Below are 17,271 nucleotides of genomic sequence, written 5' to 3' on the forward strand. Positions count from 1 at the left end.
AACGGCTACATCAACGAGTATCCGGTCGGCCGCCTGTGGCGCGACGCCAAGCTGTACGAGATCGGCGCCGGCACCAGCGAGATCCGCCGCATGCTGATCGGCCGCGAGCTGTTCGGCGAGACGATGTAAGTCGGGCTGCCAGCATCGTTGCCGCGAGCGCGGCAGCGATGCGATGCCCTACAATGTGCGCTGAACCGCACCACGCGCGAGACGAACGATGACACAAGTTGCGTTCCCTAAACTGCTGTCTTCCCAGATCGCATTCGACATCGCGCGCACCATCCTCGATGGCTTCGACAAGCATTACCGCCTGTTCCGCCAGGCCAGCCAGCAGGCCAAGCGCCATTTCGAGACGGCCAACTGGAACACCGCCCAGCAGGCGGCGCGCGAGCGCATCGGTTACTACGACAAGCGCGTGCTCGAATGCGTGCACGTGCTGGAGGACGAGTACACCCCCGAGGAACTGACCGACCTCGTCTGGCGCGAAACCAAGCTGCACTACATCGGCCTGCTGTCCGGCCACAAGCGGCCCGAACTGGCCGAGACCTTCTTCAATTCGGTCAGCTGCCACATCCTGCACCGCACCTACTATCACAACGACTACATCTTCGTGCGCCCGGTGGTCTCGACCGAGTACCTGGAAACCGAAGAACTGCTGCCGACCTACCGCGTCTACTACCCGGCAAGCGACAGCCTGCGCTTCGCCCTCAAGCGCATCGTGACCAATTTCCAGCTCGACGTACCGTTCGCCGACCTCGACCGCGACATCGGCTTCGTCGAGGCGCGCATGAGCGTCGTGTTCGGGCTCGACAAGCGCGAGTCGAACCAGCAGCTGCACGTGCTGTCGAGCCTGTTTTTCCGCAACAAGGGCGCCTACATCGTGGGGCGCGCGATCAATGGCGCGCGCGAATACCCGTTCGTGATCCCGGTCCTGTACGACCGCCGCGGCCAGCTGGTGCTCGACACCGTGCTGACCGACCAGGAACAGGTCGCGGTCCTGTTTTCGTTCACCCGCGCGTACTTCCTGGTAGACATGGAAGTGCCGTCCGCGTTCGTGCAATTCCTGCGCAGCCTGATGCCGCACAAGCCGCGCAGCGAGATCTACACCATCCTGGGCCTGCAAAAGCAGGGCAAGACGCTGTTCTACCGCGACTTCCTGCAGCACCTGAAGCACAGTTCCGACCAGTTCCGCATCGCGCCCGGTATCCCGGGCCTGGTGATGCTGGTGTTCGAACTGCCGTCCTTCCCCTATGTGTTCAAGGTCATCAAGGACTTCTATCCGCCGCCCAAGGACACCACGCGCGCCCAGGTCAAGGAAAAGTACCTGCTGGTGAAGTACCACGACCGCGTCGGGCGCATGGCCGACACGCTCGAGTACTCGGACGTGGCCTTCCCGCTGGCCCGCTTCTCGGACGGGCTGCTGGACGAACTGCGGAAATCCGTCCCTTCGCTGGTCGAGATCGAGGGCGAACGCATCATCCTCCGGCACCTGTACATCGAGCGCCGCATGGTGCCGCTGAACATGTTCCTGACGAATGCCGAGCGCCAGGGCAAGGAAGACCTGGTCGAGCATGCCGTGATCGAATACGGCAATGCGATCAAGGACCTGATGGCCGCCAATATCTTCCCTGGCGACATGCTGTACAAGAACTTCGGCGTCACCCGCCACGGCCGCGTCGTGTTCTACGACTACGATGAAATCGAGTACCTGACCGACTGCCAGTTCCGCGACATTCCCCAGGCGCGCAACGAGGAAGACGAGATGGCCTCGGAGCCCTGGTACCCGATCGGCAGGCATGACGTGTTTCCGGAGCAGTTCGGCCGTTTCCTGCTCGGCAATGCAAAGATTCGGCAGTATTTCATGCAATACCATGCGGAGCTGTTGACGCGTGACTATTGGCAGTCCCACAAGGACCGCATCCTGGAAGGCGTCGTCGAAGACGTGTTCCCTTACCCCCAGCAGATCCGTTTCTGCAACCAGGCAAACCCCACCATGGCGAGTCATTCGCCATCCTCGTCCTATCTGATAAGGAATTTACACAATGAATGATCCAGTCGTTATCGTCGGCGCCGCTCGTACCCCGATGGGCGCCTTCCAAGGCGATTTTTCCTCGAAAACGGCGAGCGATCTCGGCGCAGTGGCGATCAAGGCGGCGGTGGAACGCGCCGGCGTCGCCCCGGAAAGCGTCGAGCACGTCTATTTCGGCAACTGCCTGATGGCCGGCCAGGGCCAGGCCCCGGCGCGCCAGGCGCTGATCAAGGCCGGCCTGCCGCTGTCGACCGGCGCCGTGACCCTGTCGAAGATGTGCGGCTCGGCGATGCAGAGCGCCATCTTCGCCCATGACACCCTGCTGGCCGGCAGCGCCGACATCGTCGTCGCGGGCGGCATGGAATCGATGACCAACGCCCCCTACCTGATCCCGAAGGCGCGCGGCGGCTACCGCATCGGCCACGCGCCGATGTTCGACCACATGATGCTCGACGGCCTGGAAGACGCCTACTCGCGCAACGAGAAGACCGGCGAAGGCCGCTCGATGGGCACCTTCGCCGAAGAGTGCGTGGCCACCTACCAGTTCACCCGCGAAGAGCAGGACGCCTTCGCGATCGAATCGGTCAAGCGCGCCCAGGCCGCCAACAACGAAGGCTGGTTCAGCTGGGAAGTGGCGCCGGTGTCGGTCGCCACCCGCACCGGCGAACTGGTGATCGAGAAGGACGAAGGTCCGCTGAAGGCCAAGGTCGACAAGATCCCGTCGCTCAAGCCGGCCTTCAAGAAGGACGGCACCGTGACCGCCGCCTCGTCGTCGTCGATCAACGACGGCGCCGCCGCGCTGGTCATGATGCGCGAATCGAAGGCGAAGGAACTGGGCCTGACCCCGATCGCCCGCGTGCTCGGCCACGCCACCCACGCGCAGGAACCGAACCTGTTCACCACCGCCCCGATCGGCGCGATGCAGAAGCTGTTCAAGAAGACCGGCTGGACTGCTGCCGACGTCGACCTGTTCGAGATCAACGAAGCCTTCGCAGCGGTGCCGATGGCGGCCATGCGCGACCTCGGCATCCCGCACAACAAGGTCAACATCCACGGCGGCGCCTGCGCGCTGGGCCACCCGATCGGCGCCTCGGGCGCGCGCATCATCGTGACCCTGCTGGGCGCGCTCAAGCGCACCGGCGGCAAGCGCGGCGTGGCCTCGCTGTGCATCGGCGGCGGCGAAGCGACCGCGATGGCGATCGAGCTGGTGTAATACGCTTGCCGGCGACCGTGCCGGCATTCTAGGGTGGGCGGACAAGCTGCCCACCCTACACGACAAGGAGCCTCTTATGCCCACCGTTCTGATTCTCGGCGCATCGCGCGGCATCGGCCACGAGATGGTGCGCCAGTACCGCGCCGACGGCTGGCGCGTGATCGCCACCGCCCGCAAGCAGGAAGACTGCGCCGCCCTCGCGCAGATGGGCGCGGAGTCGCACCAGCTCGACGTGACCGAGGCCGATTCGATCGCGGCCCTGGGCTGGAGGCTCGACGATGAAAAGATCGATGCCGCCTGGCTGGTCGCCGGCGTGTACGGCCCGGGCCACTCGGGCTTTCCTACCGGGCCGGAATTCGACGCCGTCATGCACACCAACGTGCTGGCCGCGATGCGCCTGATCCCGGTCGTGGCGCCGCTGGTGGCGAGCGCCCACGGCAAGCTGGCCGTGCTGTCCTCGCGCATGGGCTCGATCGGCACGCGCTCCGCCACCGAAGGCACGCTGTACCGCGCCAGCAAGGCCGCGCTGAATTCGGTGCTGGCCGACGCCGCCATCACCTGGGGCCCGCACGGCGCCACCTGCGTGGCCTTCCATCCGGGCTGGGTGCAGCCCGACATGGGCGGCAGCGGGGCCACCCTGACACCCGAACACAGCGTGGCCAGCCTGCGCGCCACGCTCGCCGGCCTGGACGCTTCGTCCAACGGCGCCTTCCTGAACCATGACGGCACGCCGATTCCCTGGTAGCCGGTTTGATTCAATCATTAGATAAATAGACGAGACACGATGATCCTGAACGAAGAACACCAGATGATCCGCGACGCCCTGCGCAGCTACGCGCAGGAGCGCCTGGCCCCGAACGCCGCGCGCTGGGACCGCGACCACTACTTTCCCAAGGACGAACTGAAGGAGCTGGCGCAGCTGGGCGCCTTCGGCGTCGCGGTGCCGGAGCAGTACGGCGGCGCGGGCCTGGACTACGTGGCGCTGGCGCTGGTGCTCGAAGAGATCGCGGCCGGCGACGGCGGCACCTCGACCATCATCTCGGTGAACAACTGCCCGGTGTGCAGCATCGCCATGATGTATGCGAACGAGGAACAGAAGCAGCGCTGGCTGCGCCCGCTGGCCCAGGGCGAGCTGCTGGGCGCCTTCGCCCTCACCGAGCCGCACACCGGCAGCGACGCCTCGGCCCTGCGCACCACCGCGGTCCGCGACGGCGACGAGTACGTCCTCAACGGCACCAAGCAGTTCATCACCAGCGGCAAGTACGGCGACGTGGCGATCGTCATGGCCGTCACCGACAAGGCGGCCGGCAAGAAGGGCATCAGCGCCTTCTGGGTGCCGACCACCACCCCCGGCTACATCGTCGCCGGCATCGAGCACAAGATGGGCCAGCATTCGTCGGACACCGCGCAGATCGTGTTCGAGAACTGCCGCATCCCGGCCGCGAACCTGATCGGCGAAGAAGGCATGGGCTACAAGATCGCCCTGTCGGGACTGGAAGGCGGCCGCATCGGCATCGCCTCGCAGTCGGTCGGCATGGCGCGCGCCGCCTATGAGGCCGCGCTGGCCTATGCGAAGGAGCGCGAGAGCTTCGGCAAGCCGATCTTCGAGCACCAGTCGGTCCAGTTCCGCCTGGCCGAGATGGCGATGAAGATCGAGGCGGCGCGCCAGCTGATCTGGCATGCGGCGGCGATGAAGGATGCCGGCCTGCCCTGCCTGAAGGAAGCCGCGATGGCCAAGCTGTTCGCCTCCGAGATGGCCGAACGCGTGGTGTCCGACGCCATGCAGGTGTTCGGCGGCTACGGCTACGTGGCCGACTTCCCGGTCGAGCGCATCTACCGCGACGTGCGCGTGTGCCAGATCTACGAAGGCACCAGCGACATCCAGAAGATCCTGATCGCACGGGCGCTGTGATGGACATCCGCGCCGTCGCCATCGCCGACCTGGATGCCCTGTTCGCCTACCTGGGCGACCAGCTGGACGAAAACGGCAGGAACGGCATGCCGCTGTTCCAGCCGATGTCGCGTGCGGTCACGGGCGTTCCGGACGCGATGCGCGCCAGGTTCACGGCAGGGCTGGCCACCAAACTTGGTGAGCCCGGCTGGCGGCGCGCCTGGATCGCGGTCGACGCCGGCGGCGCGATCGCCGGCCACGTCGACCTGCGCGGCCGCGCGGACCCGGAGTCGGCGCACCGCGCCATCCTGGGCATGGGCGTGCATCGCGACCACCGGCGCGCCGGCCTGGGCGCCAGGCTGGTGGAAGCCGCCGTCGCATGGGCGCGCGAGACGCCGCCCTTGGCCTGGATCGACCTGGACGTCCTGTCGGCCAACCATGCCGCGCGTGCGCTCTACGCGCGCACCGGCTTCGTCCAGACCGGCGAGATCGAGGACCTGTACCGCATCGACGGCGAATCGCACGGCTCGGTCATGATGAGCCGCCGGTTGTAGGGTGGACGGCTTTGCCGTCCACGCGGAGATCGTTAGCGGCTCCGCTCCCGTGCGCGATGATCGTGCTGCCAACTATCAACGCGTGGACGGCGAGCCGTCCACCCTACGCTGCAGCGCCACCGAATACGGATGCAGCGTGGCCTGCATCACGCCGGCCTGCACGGCCGGATCTTCCTGCATGAACTTGCGCGCGGCCGCTTCGTTCTCGGCCTCGAAGATCACCAGGCCGAAGGTCTTGTCGAGCGCTTCGGAGGTGCGCCCGGCCAGGATCACCTGCCCCTTGTCGGTAGCCTGCTTCAGGCGCTCGAAATGCTTCGAGGTCGCCTGCTTGTCCTTCTCGCTCCATTTCGCTTCGTCCTGCAGGTGCGGCGCCACGCGCAGCATGTAGAGGAACTGCTGGCGCTTGCCGGGCGCCGTGTGTTCCTGCGCCTGCGCCAGCGGCGCGGCGAGCAGCGCGCCCAGGACGGCGTTCAGCAGGCATGTGGTCAGCAGCTTCATGGGTTTCTCCTTATTATGATCGAGCAAGTATGCCACGAAGGCTCAGCTCACGGCCGCTTCGAGCAGGGTGACGGTCTGGCTTTCGGTGTCGAGGGTGGCCCTGATCCCCATCGGCAGGGTGAACTGGTTGCGGATATGGCCGATCGAGTAGCCCGTCACGGTCGGAATCGTCAGCGGCTTGAGGTGCAGGTCGAGCGTCTGGTCGAGCGTGAGCGAGATCTCCTCGTGCTCCGGTCCGCAGTTGTCGCAGATGCCGACCATCACGGCGGCGGCCTTCGAGAACCCGGAGGCCAGGTCGAGCTGGGTCATCCAGCGGTCGATCCGGTAGGGCGCCTCGTTGACCTCTTCCAGGAACAGGATGCTGCCGTGGATATCGGCGGCATACGGGGTGCCGGCCAGCGCGCTCACCAGGGACAAATTCCCGCCCATCAGCGGGCCGGTCGCCACGCCCGAGGTCACGGTGCGGATGCCGTAGTGCGGCTCGCTCAGCGCGCGCTTCGCGTTGTCCGGGGACATCGGGATCGTGTAGCTGGACTGCGGTTCGGTCAGCACCGCCATCATGTGCTCGCGCGAATAGTCCGACATCGTGGACGAGGCCACCGGGCCGTGGAAAGTCACCAGGCCGACCTTCTTATACATGGCCAAGTGCAGGGCCGTGATGTCCGAATAGCCGAGCAGGACCTTCGGGTTCCTGCGGATCAGCTCATAGTCGAGGTGGGCCAGCAGCGAGATGCAGCCGGAGCCGCCGCGGATCGGCCAGATGGCCTTGACCTCGGGGTCGGCGAACATCGCGTGCAGGTCGGCCAGGCGCTGCTGCACCGAGCCGCCGTAGTTGCCGTACACGGCGCGCAGGTAGGCGCCGGTCCTGACCCGGAAGCCGAGCGCTTCGATGTTGCGGACCGCCTTCTCGATCGCGCGGTCGGTGGTGTAGCCGCCCGGCGCGATCAGGCCGACGACGTCGCCCTGGCGCAGGCGTGGGGGTTTGATGAGCTGTTTCATGGGACGGGAGGGCGAACGGCGCCGTGCCGCTGCGGCGACGCCCGGAAAGGTGGCGGATAAGGCGGCTGCGGCGAATGCGCCGAAGCCGCGCCTGCTGATGATCATGGTCGGCGTACGTAGGATGCGTGGAAGCGGCGACGAATCACCGCTCCACCAATGAAAAACGGCCCGTGCCGGGAGGCCGCATGGTGCCTCCCGAGCGACGGGCCGTCAAGTCCGGCAAATCAGAAGAACTTGTAGTTCGCCAGCAGGGTGAACGAACGGCCGCGCGGATCGGCCACGCGCGGCTCCCACGAGCTGCCGGCGCCGGTGTTGCTGTCGTAGGTGATCGCGAACGGCGGATCCTCGTCGAACATGTTCTTCACGCCGGCGGTCAGGGTCAGGTTCTTGAAGCCGGTGTAGTTCACGCTCAGGTTGAAGATCGAGTACTCGTCCACCTTCGGGTTCCAGTTCGCAGGACGCACCAGGCCGTTGGCCACACCCGGCAGCACCTGGTCGTCATAGCCCGAACGGTAGATGTTCTGCAGCATGCCGCTCCAGTCGCCGTACTTGTAGGTCACGTAGGCGCTGTGCTTCCACTTCAGGCCCAGGTCGCCGGTGAAGATGAAGCGGCCCACTTCGCTCTCGCCGAACGGCGCGTTCACGGTGGCGCGCGACTTCTTCTCCAGCAGGCGCGAACCGTCGAGGCCGACGCTCCACACGGCGCCGGTGTTGAACTTGCCGTTGAAGCGGGCGCCCACCTCGACGCCGCGGGTGATGCGCTCGCCGGCGTTGATCCAGCGCTGGTCGATCGCGACCAGCTGGCCGGACGGGTTGCGCAGGAACGAGTCCTGGAACAGGTTGTAGTTCGCGACCATCGTGGCGGTGTTGAACGAGTCGATCGTGTTTTCCTTGCGGATCTCCCACAGGTCGGCATTCATCGAGAAGAAGTTCGCCGGCTCGAACACGAAGCCGATGCTGCCCTGCTTCGCGGTTTCCGGGCCCAGCTCCGCCTTGCCGCCGGTGAGGGTCTCGGGATTGATCGATTCGCAGCCCGGCCTGGTGCTGTCCGCACGGCCGCCCGGGCAGGTGGCCGGGTCGGCCAGGTCCTTGCCCGCGTACGGCGAGATGGTGACGCCGTTGAACAGCTGGTTGAACGACGGTGCGCGGAAGCTTTCGTTGTACGAACCGCGGAACATCAGCGAGGCCAGCGGCTGGTAGCGGAACGAGACCTTCGGATTGAAGGTGCCGCCGAAGCCGGTGTAATGGTCCTTGCGGCCGGCCAGGGTGACTTCCAGGGTCTTGGTCACCGGGATCAGGATCTCGGCGTACACCGCCTTGATGTCGCGATGGATCTTGTCGAGCGCGTTGACGTCGTCGAAGGGCGCGTTCAGGATCGCGCGGCGGTTGGCGATGTCGCGGGCGTCGCCGTTGAACTTGTACTCTTCGCGGCGCAGGTCGGTGCCCACCGCGGCCAGCACGGGACCGGCCGGCAGCTTGAAGATCTCGCCCGAGATCGCGGCGTCGAACTGGGTCATGCTGCTCTTGCCGCCATACAGGGTGACGCCGGCGGCCGAGGTGGCGTTGATCGCGGCGATCGCTTCCGGGGTCTGGGCCTGGCCCGGCAGCAGGAACGGATTGATGAGGCCCGAACCCAGCGCGGCCGCCAGCGGCGCGGTGTAGTTGTAGCCGCGGCCGAGGACCGAGTCGGACTCGCTGAAGGCGTGCGACAGGCCGACGCGGTAGTCGAAGCTGCGGCCGGCGATGCTCAGGGGACCGTCGGCGCCGACCAGCGCGCGGGCGGCCTTGGTGGTGGTCTCGATCTCGCGGTTGCCGCACTCCATGCAGCGCCAGCGGTAGGCGATCGGCAGGCCGTAGTTGGCCGAAATGCTCGGGAATACCTTGACCAGGGCGTTGTAGACGTCGTTGTAGGCGGCGCCGGTGCTCGGATAGAAGGAGCTCGGGCCGAAGGTCGAAGCCGACGGCGAGACCTGGTTCGGCGAGAAGCTCTTCGCGACTTCGACGCGCGAGCCGACCAGTTCGGCGAACAGCTGGTGCTGGCCGGCGTTGAAGGTGGCGCGCGCCAAGGCGTTGCTGTTCTTGACCGGTTGCTGCAGCACGGCGGCGCGGCCGGTATCCCAGGCGCAGCCAAAGGCCGCCGAGGCGGTATCCCACAGCTTCTCGTCGTACGGGCCCATGCCGTCGATGCTGGTGCAGCCCGCGCCGCCCGGCAGGTCGAGCAGGCTGATGCCGTTGTAGCCGATGGTGCCGCCCGGGAGGGTCGGACCGGTGCCGGTGCGCGACAGCAGGGTCGGCGCCAGGGTGGTGGCGAAGATGTTGGCGCTCGGCGCGCCGCGGGTGTCGACCGAGACGCCGCGGTCCGGCTGGAAGGTGTTGACGAAGTCGCGCTGGTTGCCGCGCAGCGCCTTGTTCTCGCTGTGCGCGGCGGTCACCAGCACGTTCCAGCCCTGGGTATCGAGGTCGCCCCAGCCGCCGGTCAGCGACGCGCGGCCGATCTCGCCGCCCGATTCCTGGGCCACGTCGATGAAGGACTGGGCTTCCAGGCCCTTGTAGTTCTTGCGCAGGATGAAGTTGATCACGCCGCCGATCGCGTCGGTGCCGTAGACCGCGGAAGCGCCGTCCTTCAGCACCTCGACGCGCTCGACCGCCGCCATCGGGATCGAGTTCAGGTCGACCGCCGAACCCTTCATGCCGTGGGTCGCGATACGGCGGCCGTTCAGCAACACCAGGGTCGAGTCGGCGCCCTGGCCGCGCAGGTTGGCGGACGAGGCGCCGTTGTTGCCGCGCTGGGCGCCCGAGGTCACGTCGGCGTTCGACGCCAGGTTATCGGAACCGGTGCCGTTCACGTTCAGGGTCGCGATCAGCTGTTCGGCAGTCACGATGCCCTGGTCTTCCAGCTGTTTGCGCGAAATGATTTCCACCGGCAGCGCGCCTTCCTTGGCGATGCGCTTGATGCTGGAACCGGTGATCTCCACCCGCTGCATCGGCCCCTCTACCTGCACCTGCTGCGCCACCGCGGGACCCACGGCACCCATCAGGGCAATCAAATGTGCCAGCTTCTTTAATTTCACGCGTTTCTCCTAAACGTTTTCCTTGGCCGTGATCGACCCGTTGCCGGGTGCTATGCGTAATTTCTTAGCATTACACTATTTTTCATTTCAGGGTACGCCGGCTGTTTTGGCGTTATCCAATGAAATTACCGGCGGCAAGTATAACTAAGGGGAATGTTTTGTTTAGGAAAATGTTACACGAACTATCTTTCTCCTCTGGCGGAGCGTGCCCTTTCCGCAACATCGATGTCGAGATAACGCCAGGTCGTGAATTCGACCGGGTGACGTTTGTAGTTTTTCAACCACGGATGACGCAGGTCGCCCGACAAGACATGGGTCAGCGGCACCCACGGGTTGTAGGCGTGGATCAGCTGGTTCATCTCGAAATACAGCTGTTGCCGCGCCGGTCCGTCGCCGAGCCGGCGCGCCTGTTCGTAGCGTTCGTTATAGGCCGGCAGGTTGAAGCGCGAATAGTTGGCGCGGCCCGCGTTCGGTCCGTACAGCAGCTGGTAGAAGTTGTCGCCGTCGGGGAAGTCGGCGATCCAGTTACTTTCGAACATCTGGACCGTGCCCAGGCGCGAGGCCTTGATGATCTCGGTCTTCTTGTCCGACTTGAACACCACGCGCAAGCCGATGGCATTCAGGCATTTCCGCCACAGCTCATCGCGCAGGCGGCCGCTGACGGTCGCTTCGCTGTGCATGGTCAGGGTCAGCGGCCGGTTGTCGGGCGTGCGGCGGAAGCCGTCCGCATCGCGCCGGGTGTAGCCATGGCGGTCCAGCAGCGCATTCGCCAGCGCCGGATCGTAGGGGACCGGGCTGCGGTAGGCCGGATCGTAGCCGCGCACGTTCGGCGGCAGCGGCGACTCGGCCTTGATGGCGAAGCCTTTCTTCAGCAGCGCGATGTCCTCGGCATTGTTGTAGGCCAGCGAGATGGCACGCCGCAGCGCCACCTTGTCCTTGCCGTAGCCGCCCACCACCGGATCGTTCATGTTCATCCACATGTAGTAGGTCTGCAGCACTGGAAAGCGCGACAGCACGATGCCGCGCGCGGCCAGCTCGTCCTTCAGGCGGCCGTCGCGGACCACCATGTCGGTCATCGATTCCGGGATCTGCTCCAGGTAGTCGTATTCGGCATTCAGGAAGCCCAGCATGCGGCCCTGGAATTCCTCGGCGATCTTCACCTCCACGCGGTCCACGCGCGGCAGGCGCTTGCCCTCGAGCGCGGCGGCGAGCGCCCGGTCTTCCGGATTGTCGCCGGGGCTGGCGTGGAACACCGCGCTCGACTCCGGGTTCGCCAGCAGCACGATGCGGTCGCTGCGCTTCCACTCGCCGATCATGAAGGGCCCGGTGCCGACCGGATGGTTGCCGGCCTGGCCCGGATAGGCCTCGATCACTTCGCGCGCCACCACCCCGGTCGCCGGCGTGGCGAGATAGAACAGGAAGTTGTTGTCGGGCGCCGCCAGCTTGATGCGCAATGTGTAGCGGTCGAGCGCCTGCAGGCCCTCGACCGGCACGTCGTGGCCGAAGCGCTTGCGCAGGGCGGCGTCGCCGACGATCTTCCCTTCGAACATATGGGCCCAGGGCGACTTGATCGCCGGGTCGTACAGGCGCTTGATGCTGTAGACATAGTCCTGCGCCGTCACCTCGCGCTTGACGCCCTTGAAGGCCGGGTCGGGCGTGAAATGGATGCCCGGGCGGATGCGGAAGGTGTAGCTCAGGCCATCGGCGCTGACTTCCGGCATCGCGGCCGCGCTGTTCGGGCGCAGCGTCGCGGGGCGCGCCAGGTAGTCGTAGCGCAGCAGCGGATCGAACAGGTTTTCCAGCAGTGACAAAGTGGCATTGTCGGACGCGGCGGCCGGATCCAGCCCGGTCTCGCTGGTGGACAGGAACATGCGCAGCACCTTCTGCCCGGCGGGAGCAGAGGCCGGCTGCGCCGCGGCGGCGCCGGTGGCGAACAACAGGGGAAACAGCAGGGCGGCGGCGGTATGGCGAATCGGCAGCATGGTGAAGGGGTCCTCTCGAGCGATGCGTATCATATGCGCGCCTTGACGCCGCAGGCAACCGGCACTGTCGGCTCATAACTTTTTCACATGGCGCGGCTGCATTCTTTCATCCGTGCAGCTTGCTCTGCGCCTATACTCTCCGCTGCACAATCGAGCGGTACCTCAGCGGCGAATCTTTCATGGCACTCAATTACATCTGGACTGGTTTCTTCCTCGTCGGCTTCCTCGCGGCCCTGATTCAATGGCTGTTCCTGGGCGACACGGAGATCTTCAAACGCATCGTCGACGGCACCTTCGAATCGGCCAAGATGGCGGTGATGGACATCGCCCTGCCGCTGGCCGGCGTGATGACGCTCTGGCTGGGCATCATGAACATCGGCGAGAAGGCGGGCGCGATCAATGCGCTGGCGCGCTTCATCGCGCCCTTCTTCTCGCGCATCTTCCCCGAAGTGCCGAAGGACCACCCGGCCACCGGCCACATGGTGATGAACTTCTCCGCCAACCTGCTGGGGCTGGACAACGCGGCGACGCCGTTCGGCCTGAAGGCGATGGAAAGCCTGCAGACCCTGAACCCGAACAAGGACGAGGCCACCAACGCCCAGATCATGTTCCTGGTGCTGCACACCTCGGGCCTGACCCTGATCCCGCTGGCGATCATGGCGCAGCGCGCGATCCTGGGCGCGGCCAATCCCGCGGACATCTTCATCCCCTGCCTGATCGCGACCTATGTCGCGACCATCACCGGCATCATCGTGGTCGGCATCCGCCAGCGCATCAACCTGTTCGACAAGGTGCTGTTCGGCTGGATGGGCGGCATCACCGCGGCCATCGTCGCGATGATCTACTACTTCACCAACCACCTGGACAAGGCCGAGATCGAACTGGTGTCCAAGGTGTCGAGCAACTTCGTGCTGTTCTCGATCATCGTGGTCTTCATGGTCGGCGCACTGCGCAAGAAGGTCAATGTCTACGAGGCCTTCATCGAGGGCGCCAAGGGCGGCATCCAGACCTCGCTCAACATCATCCCCTACCTGGTCGGCATGCTGGTGGCGATCGGCGTGGTGCGCAACGCCGGCATCCTCGGCTTCGTGGTCCAGGGCTTCGAATGGGTGTTCGTCCAGCTCGGCGTCACCACCGAATTCATCCCGGCGCTGCCGACCGCGCTGATGAAGCCCCTGTCGGGCAGCGGCTCGCGCGCGCTGATGATCGACGCCATGAACACCTACGGCGTGGACTCCTTCGTCGGACGCCTGGCCTGCATCTTCCAGGGCTCGGCCGACACCACCTTCTACATCGTGGCGCTGTACTTCGGCTCGGTGGGCATCCGCAAGACCCGCTATGCGATCTCCTGCGGCCTGATCGCCGACCTGGCCGGCATCATCACCGCGATCTGCGTCGCCTATCTCTTCTTCGGTTAAGGACTGCCATGCTCCGACGTCTCGCCCTCGCCAGCGCCCTGTTCGCCGCCTTCGGCTTCGCCCACGCCCAGCTGCCCGAACCGGTGGCGCAGGCGCTGGCGCAGAACGGCATTCCGGAAGACGCCCTCGGCGTCCTGGTTCTCAAGGGCGACAGCGTGATGCTGTCGCACCATGCGGAGCGGCCGATGCAGCCGGCGTCGACGATGAAGCTGGTGACCACGATGATCGGGCTGGAGCGCCTCGGTCCCGTGTTCCGAGGCCGCACCGAGCTGCGCACCACGGGCGAGATCGAGAATGGCGTGCTGCGCGGGAACCTGATCCTGAAGGGCGGCGCCGATGCCGACCTGTCGGGCGAGGTGCTGGAAAACATGCTGCGCGCCCTGCGCTACCAGGGCATCGCCCGCATCGAGGGCGACCTGGTGCTGGACCGCCAGCTGTTCCAGCCGGCGCGCCTCGATGCCGGCCTGGCGCCGTTCGACGAGTCGCCCGAAGCCTATTACAACGTGATTCCCGACGCCCTGCTGGTCAACAAGAACATGGTGCAGGTCGACCTGCGCTCGACCGGCAAACGCCTGAAGCTGCAGATGCAGCCGGAGCTCGACCGCGTCTCCATCGGTTCGGACATGACCCTGGTCGACGCCGACTGCGCGAAGTGGGAAGACGGCTGGAAGCTGCCGGAGGCGAGGCGCCAGAAGGATGGGCGGATCCGCATCGTCCTGCACGGCAGCTTCCCGAAGAACTGCGCGCGCAGCACCAGCATCAACGTGCTGGACCGCGACGACTACGTCGACCGCCTGCTGCGCCTGAAGTGGAAGCAGCTGGGCGGGAAACTGAGCGGCAGGACGGTCGAAGGCGTCACCCCGCCGGCATCGACCCTGCTGGCCGAGCACACCTCGCGCAGCCTGCCGGAGCTGGTCCGCGACATCAACAAGCCGTCCGACAATGCGCTGGCGCGCACCCTGTTCCTCAGCCTGGGCAGCCTGCAGCCGGATCCGGCCAGCGGCAGCGTGGCGCTGCCGGCGAGCGGCGACACCACCTTCGCGCGCGCCGACGCCGCGGTGCGCGAATGGATGCGCGGCCACCGCATCGACGACACCGGCTTCGTGATCGAGAACGGTTCCGGCCTGTCGCGCACGGAACGCATCAGCCCCCGGCAAATGGGCTATCTGCTGCAGGCCGGCCTGCGCAGCGCCTGGGCGCCCGAGTTCCAGGCCAGCATGCCGATCGTCGCGATGGACGGCACCATGCGCCGCCGCCTGCACGACAGCCCGGCCGCCGGCCGCGCGCGCCTGAAGACCGGCACCCTGCGCAACGTCACCGCCCTGGCCGGCTATGTGCCGGACGCGAACGGCGCCCAGACCGTGTTCGTCGCCATGGTCAACAGCGAACAGGCCGGCAACGGCCGCGGACGGGCCGTGCTCGACGCCCTGGTCGACTGGGTGGCGCGTTCCGGCGCCCCGCAGCAGCAGGCGGCGCAGGCGGCCCCCTGAGCCGGTCCGCAAGCAAGGAAGCCGGCATCAGCCGGCTTCTTCATGCGTGGCGAATCCGATACAGCCTCATCCCTCCAGCAAGCCCTTCAGCCGGCCGAGCGCCTCACCCCAGGCCTTGCGGTAGCCGTCCGCCTCCGCGCGCGTTTGCAGGCGGTCGATCGTCACGATCACCGTGCATTTTTCCGCCGTAGGCTGGAACTTCACCTCGACCGGCGTCGGTATGTCCAGCTCCGGGTCTTCCCAGGTCATGCGCACGTTCTTGCCCGGCGACGCCTTCTTGATCGTGGCGGCGTTGCCATCGGCATTGGTCCAGCGTCCGCCGGGAGCGACCTCGATCTGGTTGCCGGGGCCGAACCAGCGGTCCAGTTGCGCCGGCTCGGTAAAGGCGGCGTAGCAGGCGGACGCATCCGACTTGATGCTCTTGGTGGCGCAGATCGTGTAGCCCTTGGGCTTGCCGTCCTTTTCCAGCTGGCCGCGCGCGACCTCGTATTCGTTGGTGATCGTGCCGACCCACCACGGGTCGACCTTCAGCTCGCCGTACATCCAGTCGCCGATGCCGCGGCGGCCCAGCGCCACGCCGCCCTTCCCGTCGATGCGCTGGAACCAGCCGGCGAGCGTATCGCCGGTGGCCTGCTGTACTCCCGCGTCGCTGATCTCGTGATCCGATTGGCGTACGATTTTCATTTTTCTCCTCCTGGTGACGTCCCTGGCCCGACATCGCAGGCCAGGTCTGCTGTGTTATTTAGACAATATTTTAATCAAAAATAACTTTCACAAAGTTACCATGCGTTAGATTTGAGTACGAGCAATGCTGGCAGAATAATGTTGTGAGAGACGCATGCGCCGACTCCTGGCGCCAACCAACCCCGAAGAGGATACAGCTCCCTGTCATATCAGAGATAGTACCCGGCATTCCGATACCCACTGGTTAAACCGCCGCCCTGTGCCGCTCGCGCGGGCGAGCCTACCTCTTCCTTCATGACCATCCATCCACTTACCGGTGAGTTCGCCAGGGACGCTACGGAATCCGCGTTCCTCGCGCACCAGCTGGCCCGCACGCGTTCCCTGCTGGGTTTCACCCTGCTCTTCTGTACCGTTTTCTACCTGAGTTTCTTCGTCACCGACGTGGCGGTCCTGGGATTCGACCTGGCGGCGGCGGAGACTTTCCCGGCACGCCTGCTGGTCGCCGCGACGGCCGGCAGCTGCGCCTGGCTGGCCTACCGCCGTCCGCTGTCGGTGAGGGCGACCCGGCTGGCGGCAAGCATCGCGGAAACGGTGGCGCTGGCCGGCTTCATGCACATCGCGGTGCACCGTCCGGCCGAATTCCACTGGCATGCGATGTCGCTGGCGATCATGCTGGTCGTGGTCTACCTCTACATCCCGAACCGGCTCGTGTATGCGCTGGCGCTGGCGGCCACCGCCACCGCCGTGTTCTTCGTGCTGGTGCTGCAGGTGGCGCCGATGCCCTTCCCCGACATGCTGACCATGGGCCTGCTGCTGGTGCTGGTGAACACCTTCGGCCTGCTGGCGGCGCGCCGCTACAACCACGTGCTGCGCGAGGAATTCCGCCTGCAGTCGGACCTGAAGCAGGCCGCCCAGCGCGACCACCTGACCGGCTGCTACAACCGGCGCTACCTGCATGACCACCTGATGTGCGCGGAACTGGCGCGGGCGCGGCGCTTCGGCCACAAGCTGACGGTCGTGTTGTGCGATATCGACCACTTCAAGCGCATCAACGACACCCACGGGCACACCCATGGGGACGCGGTGATCAGGGCGTTCGCGGCCCTGCTGCTGCAGCTGACGCGCGAACAGCTCGATGCGGTGGTGCGCTATGGCGGCGAGGAGTTCCTGCTGATCCTGCCCGAGACCGACCTGGATGGCGGCGAGCAGCTGGCCGAACGGCTGCGCGCCAGGTTTGCCGCCATGGCGCTGCCCGTGGAAGGCGGCCGCACGGTGCTGCAGGCGACCGCCAGTTTCGGCGTCGCCACCTTCGACTTCGGCAACCCGCATGTGCGCTACACGCTGCCGGACCTGATCTCGGCCGCCGACAAGCTGATGTACGCGGCCAAGCGCAAGGGCAGGAACTGCGTCGAGTCGATCGAACTGATGTAGGACGAACGGCG

At 66.0% G+C, this 17,271-nt stretch carries 14 protein-coding genes; 9 read left to right on the forward strand and 5 right to left on the reverse strand.

Annotated features, from left to right (window positions below; translation table 11 throughout):
* From H162_RS33500 to H162_RS0123835, 6 genes are all read left to right on the forward strand, one after another.
* Positions 1-129: acyl-CoA dehydrogenase family protein (locus tag H162_RS33500; protein WP_267872161.1), on the forward strand; the 129-nt coding region annotated here is incomplete at its 5' end.
* An 88-nt stretch (positions 130-217) separates the two neighbouring features.
* Entirely contained in the window at positions 218-2,050 is a 1,833-nt protein-coding gene (aceK, locus tag H162_RS0123815; RefSeq protein ID WP_020655998.1) for a bifunctional isocitrate dehydrogenase kinase/phosphatase, read from the forward strand.
* Complete coding sequence (locus H162_RS0123820; RefSeq protein WP_026355020.1) at positions 2,043-3,242, forward strand: acetyl-CoA C-acyltransferase; 1,200 nt, start codon at positions 2,043-2,045, stop codon at positions 3,240-3,242. The genes aceK and H162_RS0123820 overlap by 8 nt, the downstream gene beginning before the upstream one ends.
* A 76-nt stretch (positions 3,243-3,318) precedes the next feature.
* Complete coding sequence (locus H162_RS0123825; protein WP_020656000.1) at positions 3,319-3,987, forward strand: SDR family oxidoreductase; 669 nt, start codon at positions 3,319-3,321, stop codon at positions 3,985-3,987.
* Between the two features lie 39 nt (positions 3,988-4,026).
* Complete coding sequence (locus tag H162_RS0123830) at positions 4,027-5,154, forward strand: acyl-CoA dehydrogenase family protein (RefSeq protein WP_020656001.1); 1,128 nt, start codon at positions 4,027-4,029, stop codon at positions 5,152-5,154.
* Positions 5,154-5,687, forward strand: a complete 534-nt coding sequence (locus tag H162_RS0123835) for a GNAT family N-acetyltransferase (protein WP_020656002.1) — start codon at positions 5,154-5,156, stop codon at positions 5,685-5,687. Before H162_RS0123830 ends, H162_RS0123835 begins: the two co-directional genes overlap by 1 nt.
* Positions 5,688-5,762: 75 nt before the next feature.
* On the opposite strand, the gene H162_RS32855 is transcribed toward H162_RS0123835, so the two are convergent.
* The 4 genes from H162_RS32855 to H162_RS0123855 form a co-directional block, all read right to left on the reverse strand.
* Positions 5,763-6,185: a YciI family protein gene (locus tag H162_RS32855; RefSeq protein WP_020656003.1), complete on the reverse strand. Its 423-nt coding sequence runs from the start codon at positions 6,183-6,185 to the stop codon at positions 5,763-5,765.
* 42 nt (positions 6,186-6,227) lie between these two features.
* Complete coding sequence (locus H162_RS0123845) at positions 6,228-7,184, reverse strand: S66 peptidase family protein (protein ID WP_229452234.1); 957 nt, start codon at positions 7,182-7,184, stop codon at positions 6,228-6,230.
* Positions 7,185-7,408: 224 nt separating this feature from the next.
* Complete coding sequence (locus tag H162_RS0123850; protein WP_026355021.1) at positions 7,409-10,255, reverse strand: TonB-dependent receptor domain-containing protein; 2,847 nt, start codon at positions 10,253-10,255, stop codon at positions 7,409-7,411.
* Positions 10,256-10,437: 182 nt separating this feature from the next.
* Positions 10,438-12,237, reverse strand: a complete 1,800-nt coding sequence (locus tag H162_RS0123855) for an ABC transporter substrate-binding protein (protein WP_020656006.1) — start codon at positions 12,235-12,237, stop codon at positions 10,438-10,440.
* A gap of 179 nt (positions 12,238-12,416) precedes the next feature.
* On the opposite strand from H162_RS0123855, the gene H162_RS0123860 reads away from it, so the two are divergent.
* Entirely contained in the window at positions 12,417-13,655 is a 1,239-nt protein-coding gene (locus H162_RS0123860; protein WP_020656007.1) for a spore maturation protein, read from the forward strand.
* Positions 13,656-13,663: 8 nt separating this feature from the next.
* Positions 13,664-15,145: a D-alanyl-D-alanine carboxypeptidase/D-alanyl-D-alanine endopeptidase gene (gene dacB / locus H162_RS0123865; protein ID WP_020656008.1), complete on the forward strand. Its 1,482-nt coding sequence runs from the start codon at positions 13,664-13,666 to the stop codon at positions 15,143-15,145.
* Positions 15,146-15,211: 66 nt separating this feature from the next.
* Here dacB and H162_RS0123870 read toward each other — a convergent pair whose 3' ends face one another.
* Positions 15,212-15,829 (reverse strand): SRPBCC family protein, encoded by a 618-nt coding sequence (locus H162_RS0123870; RefSeq protein WP_020656009.1) that lies wholly within the window; start codon positions 15,827-15,829, stop codon positions 15,212-15,214.
* 294 nt (positions 15,830-16,123) lie between these two features.
* Here H162_RS0123870 and H162_RS0123875 point away from each other — a divergent pair, with 294 nt between their 5' ends.
* Positions 16,124-17,260: a GGDEF domain-containing protein gene (locus H162_RS0123875; protein WP_020656010.1), complete on the forward strand. Its 1,137-nt coding sequence runs from the start codon at positions 16,124-16,126 to the stop codon at positions 17,258-17,260.
* The last annotated feature ends 11 nt before the right edge of the window (positions 17,261-17,271 follow it).

Source organism: Massilia niastensis DSM 21313 (assembly GCF_000382345.1).
Classification (GTDB): domain Bacteria; phylum Pseudomonadota; class Gammaproteobacteria; order Burkholderiales; family Burkholderiaceae_D; genus Telluria; species Telluria niastensis.

Coding starts and splice junctions, on each gene's coding strand:
- H162_RS0123835 (WP_020656002.1), top strand. CDS start 5,154: ATGGACATCCGCGCCGTCGCCATCGCCGACCTGGATGCCCTGTTCGCC.
- H162_RS32855 (WP_020656003.1), bottom strand. CDS start 6,185: ATGAAGCTGCTGACCACATGCCTGCTGAACGCCGTCCTGGGCGCGCTG.
- H162_RS0123870 (WP_020656009.1), bottom strand. CDS start 15,829: ATGAAAATCGTACGCCAATCGGATCACGAGATCAGCGACGCGGGAGTA.
- H162_RS0123845 (WP_229452234.1), bottom strand. CDS start 7,184: ATGAAACAGCTCATCAAACCCCCACGCCTGCGCCAGGGCGACGTCGTC.
- H162_RS0123825 (WP_020656000.1), top strand. CDS start 3,319: ATGCCCACCGTTCTGATTCTCGGCGCATCGCGCGGCATCGGCCACGAG.
- H162_RS0123875 (WP_020656010.1), top strand. CDS start 16,124: ATGACCATCCATCCACTTACCGGTGAGTTCGCCAGGGACGCTACGGAA.
- H162_RS0123820 (WP_026355020.1), top strand. CDS start 2,043: ATGAATGATCCAGTCGTTATCGTCGGCGCCGCTCGTACCCCGATGGGC.
- dacB (WP_020656008.1), top strand. CDS start 13,664: ATGCTCCGACGTCTCGCCCTCGCCAGCGCCCTGTTCGCCGCCTTCGGC.
- aceK (WP_020655998.1), top strand. CDS start 218: ATGACACAAGTTGCGTTCCCTAAACTGCTGTCTTCCCAGATCGCATTC.
- H162_RS0123855 (WP_020656006.1), bottom strand. CDS start 12,237: ATGCTGCCGATTCGCCATACCGCCGCCGCCCTGCTGTTTCCCCTGTTG.
- H162_RS0123830 (WP_020656001.1), top strand. CDS start 4,027: ATGATCCTGAACGAAGAACACCAGATGATCCGCGACGCCCTGCGCAGC.
- H162_RS0123860 (WP_020656007.1), top strand. CDS start 12,417: ATGGCACTCAATTACATCTGGACTGGTTTCTTCCTCGTCGGCTTCCTC.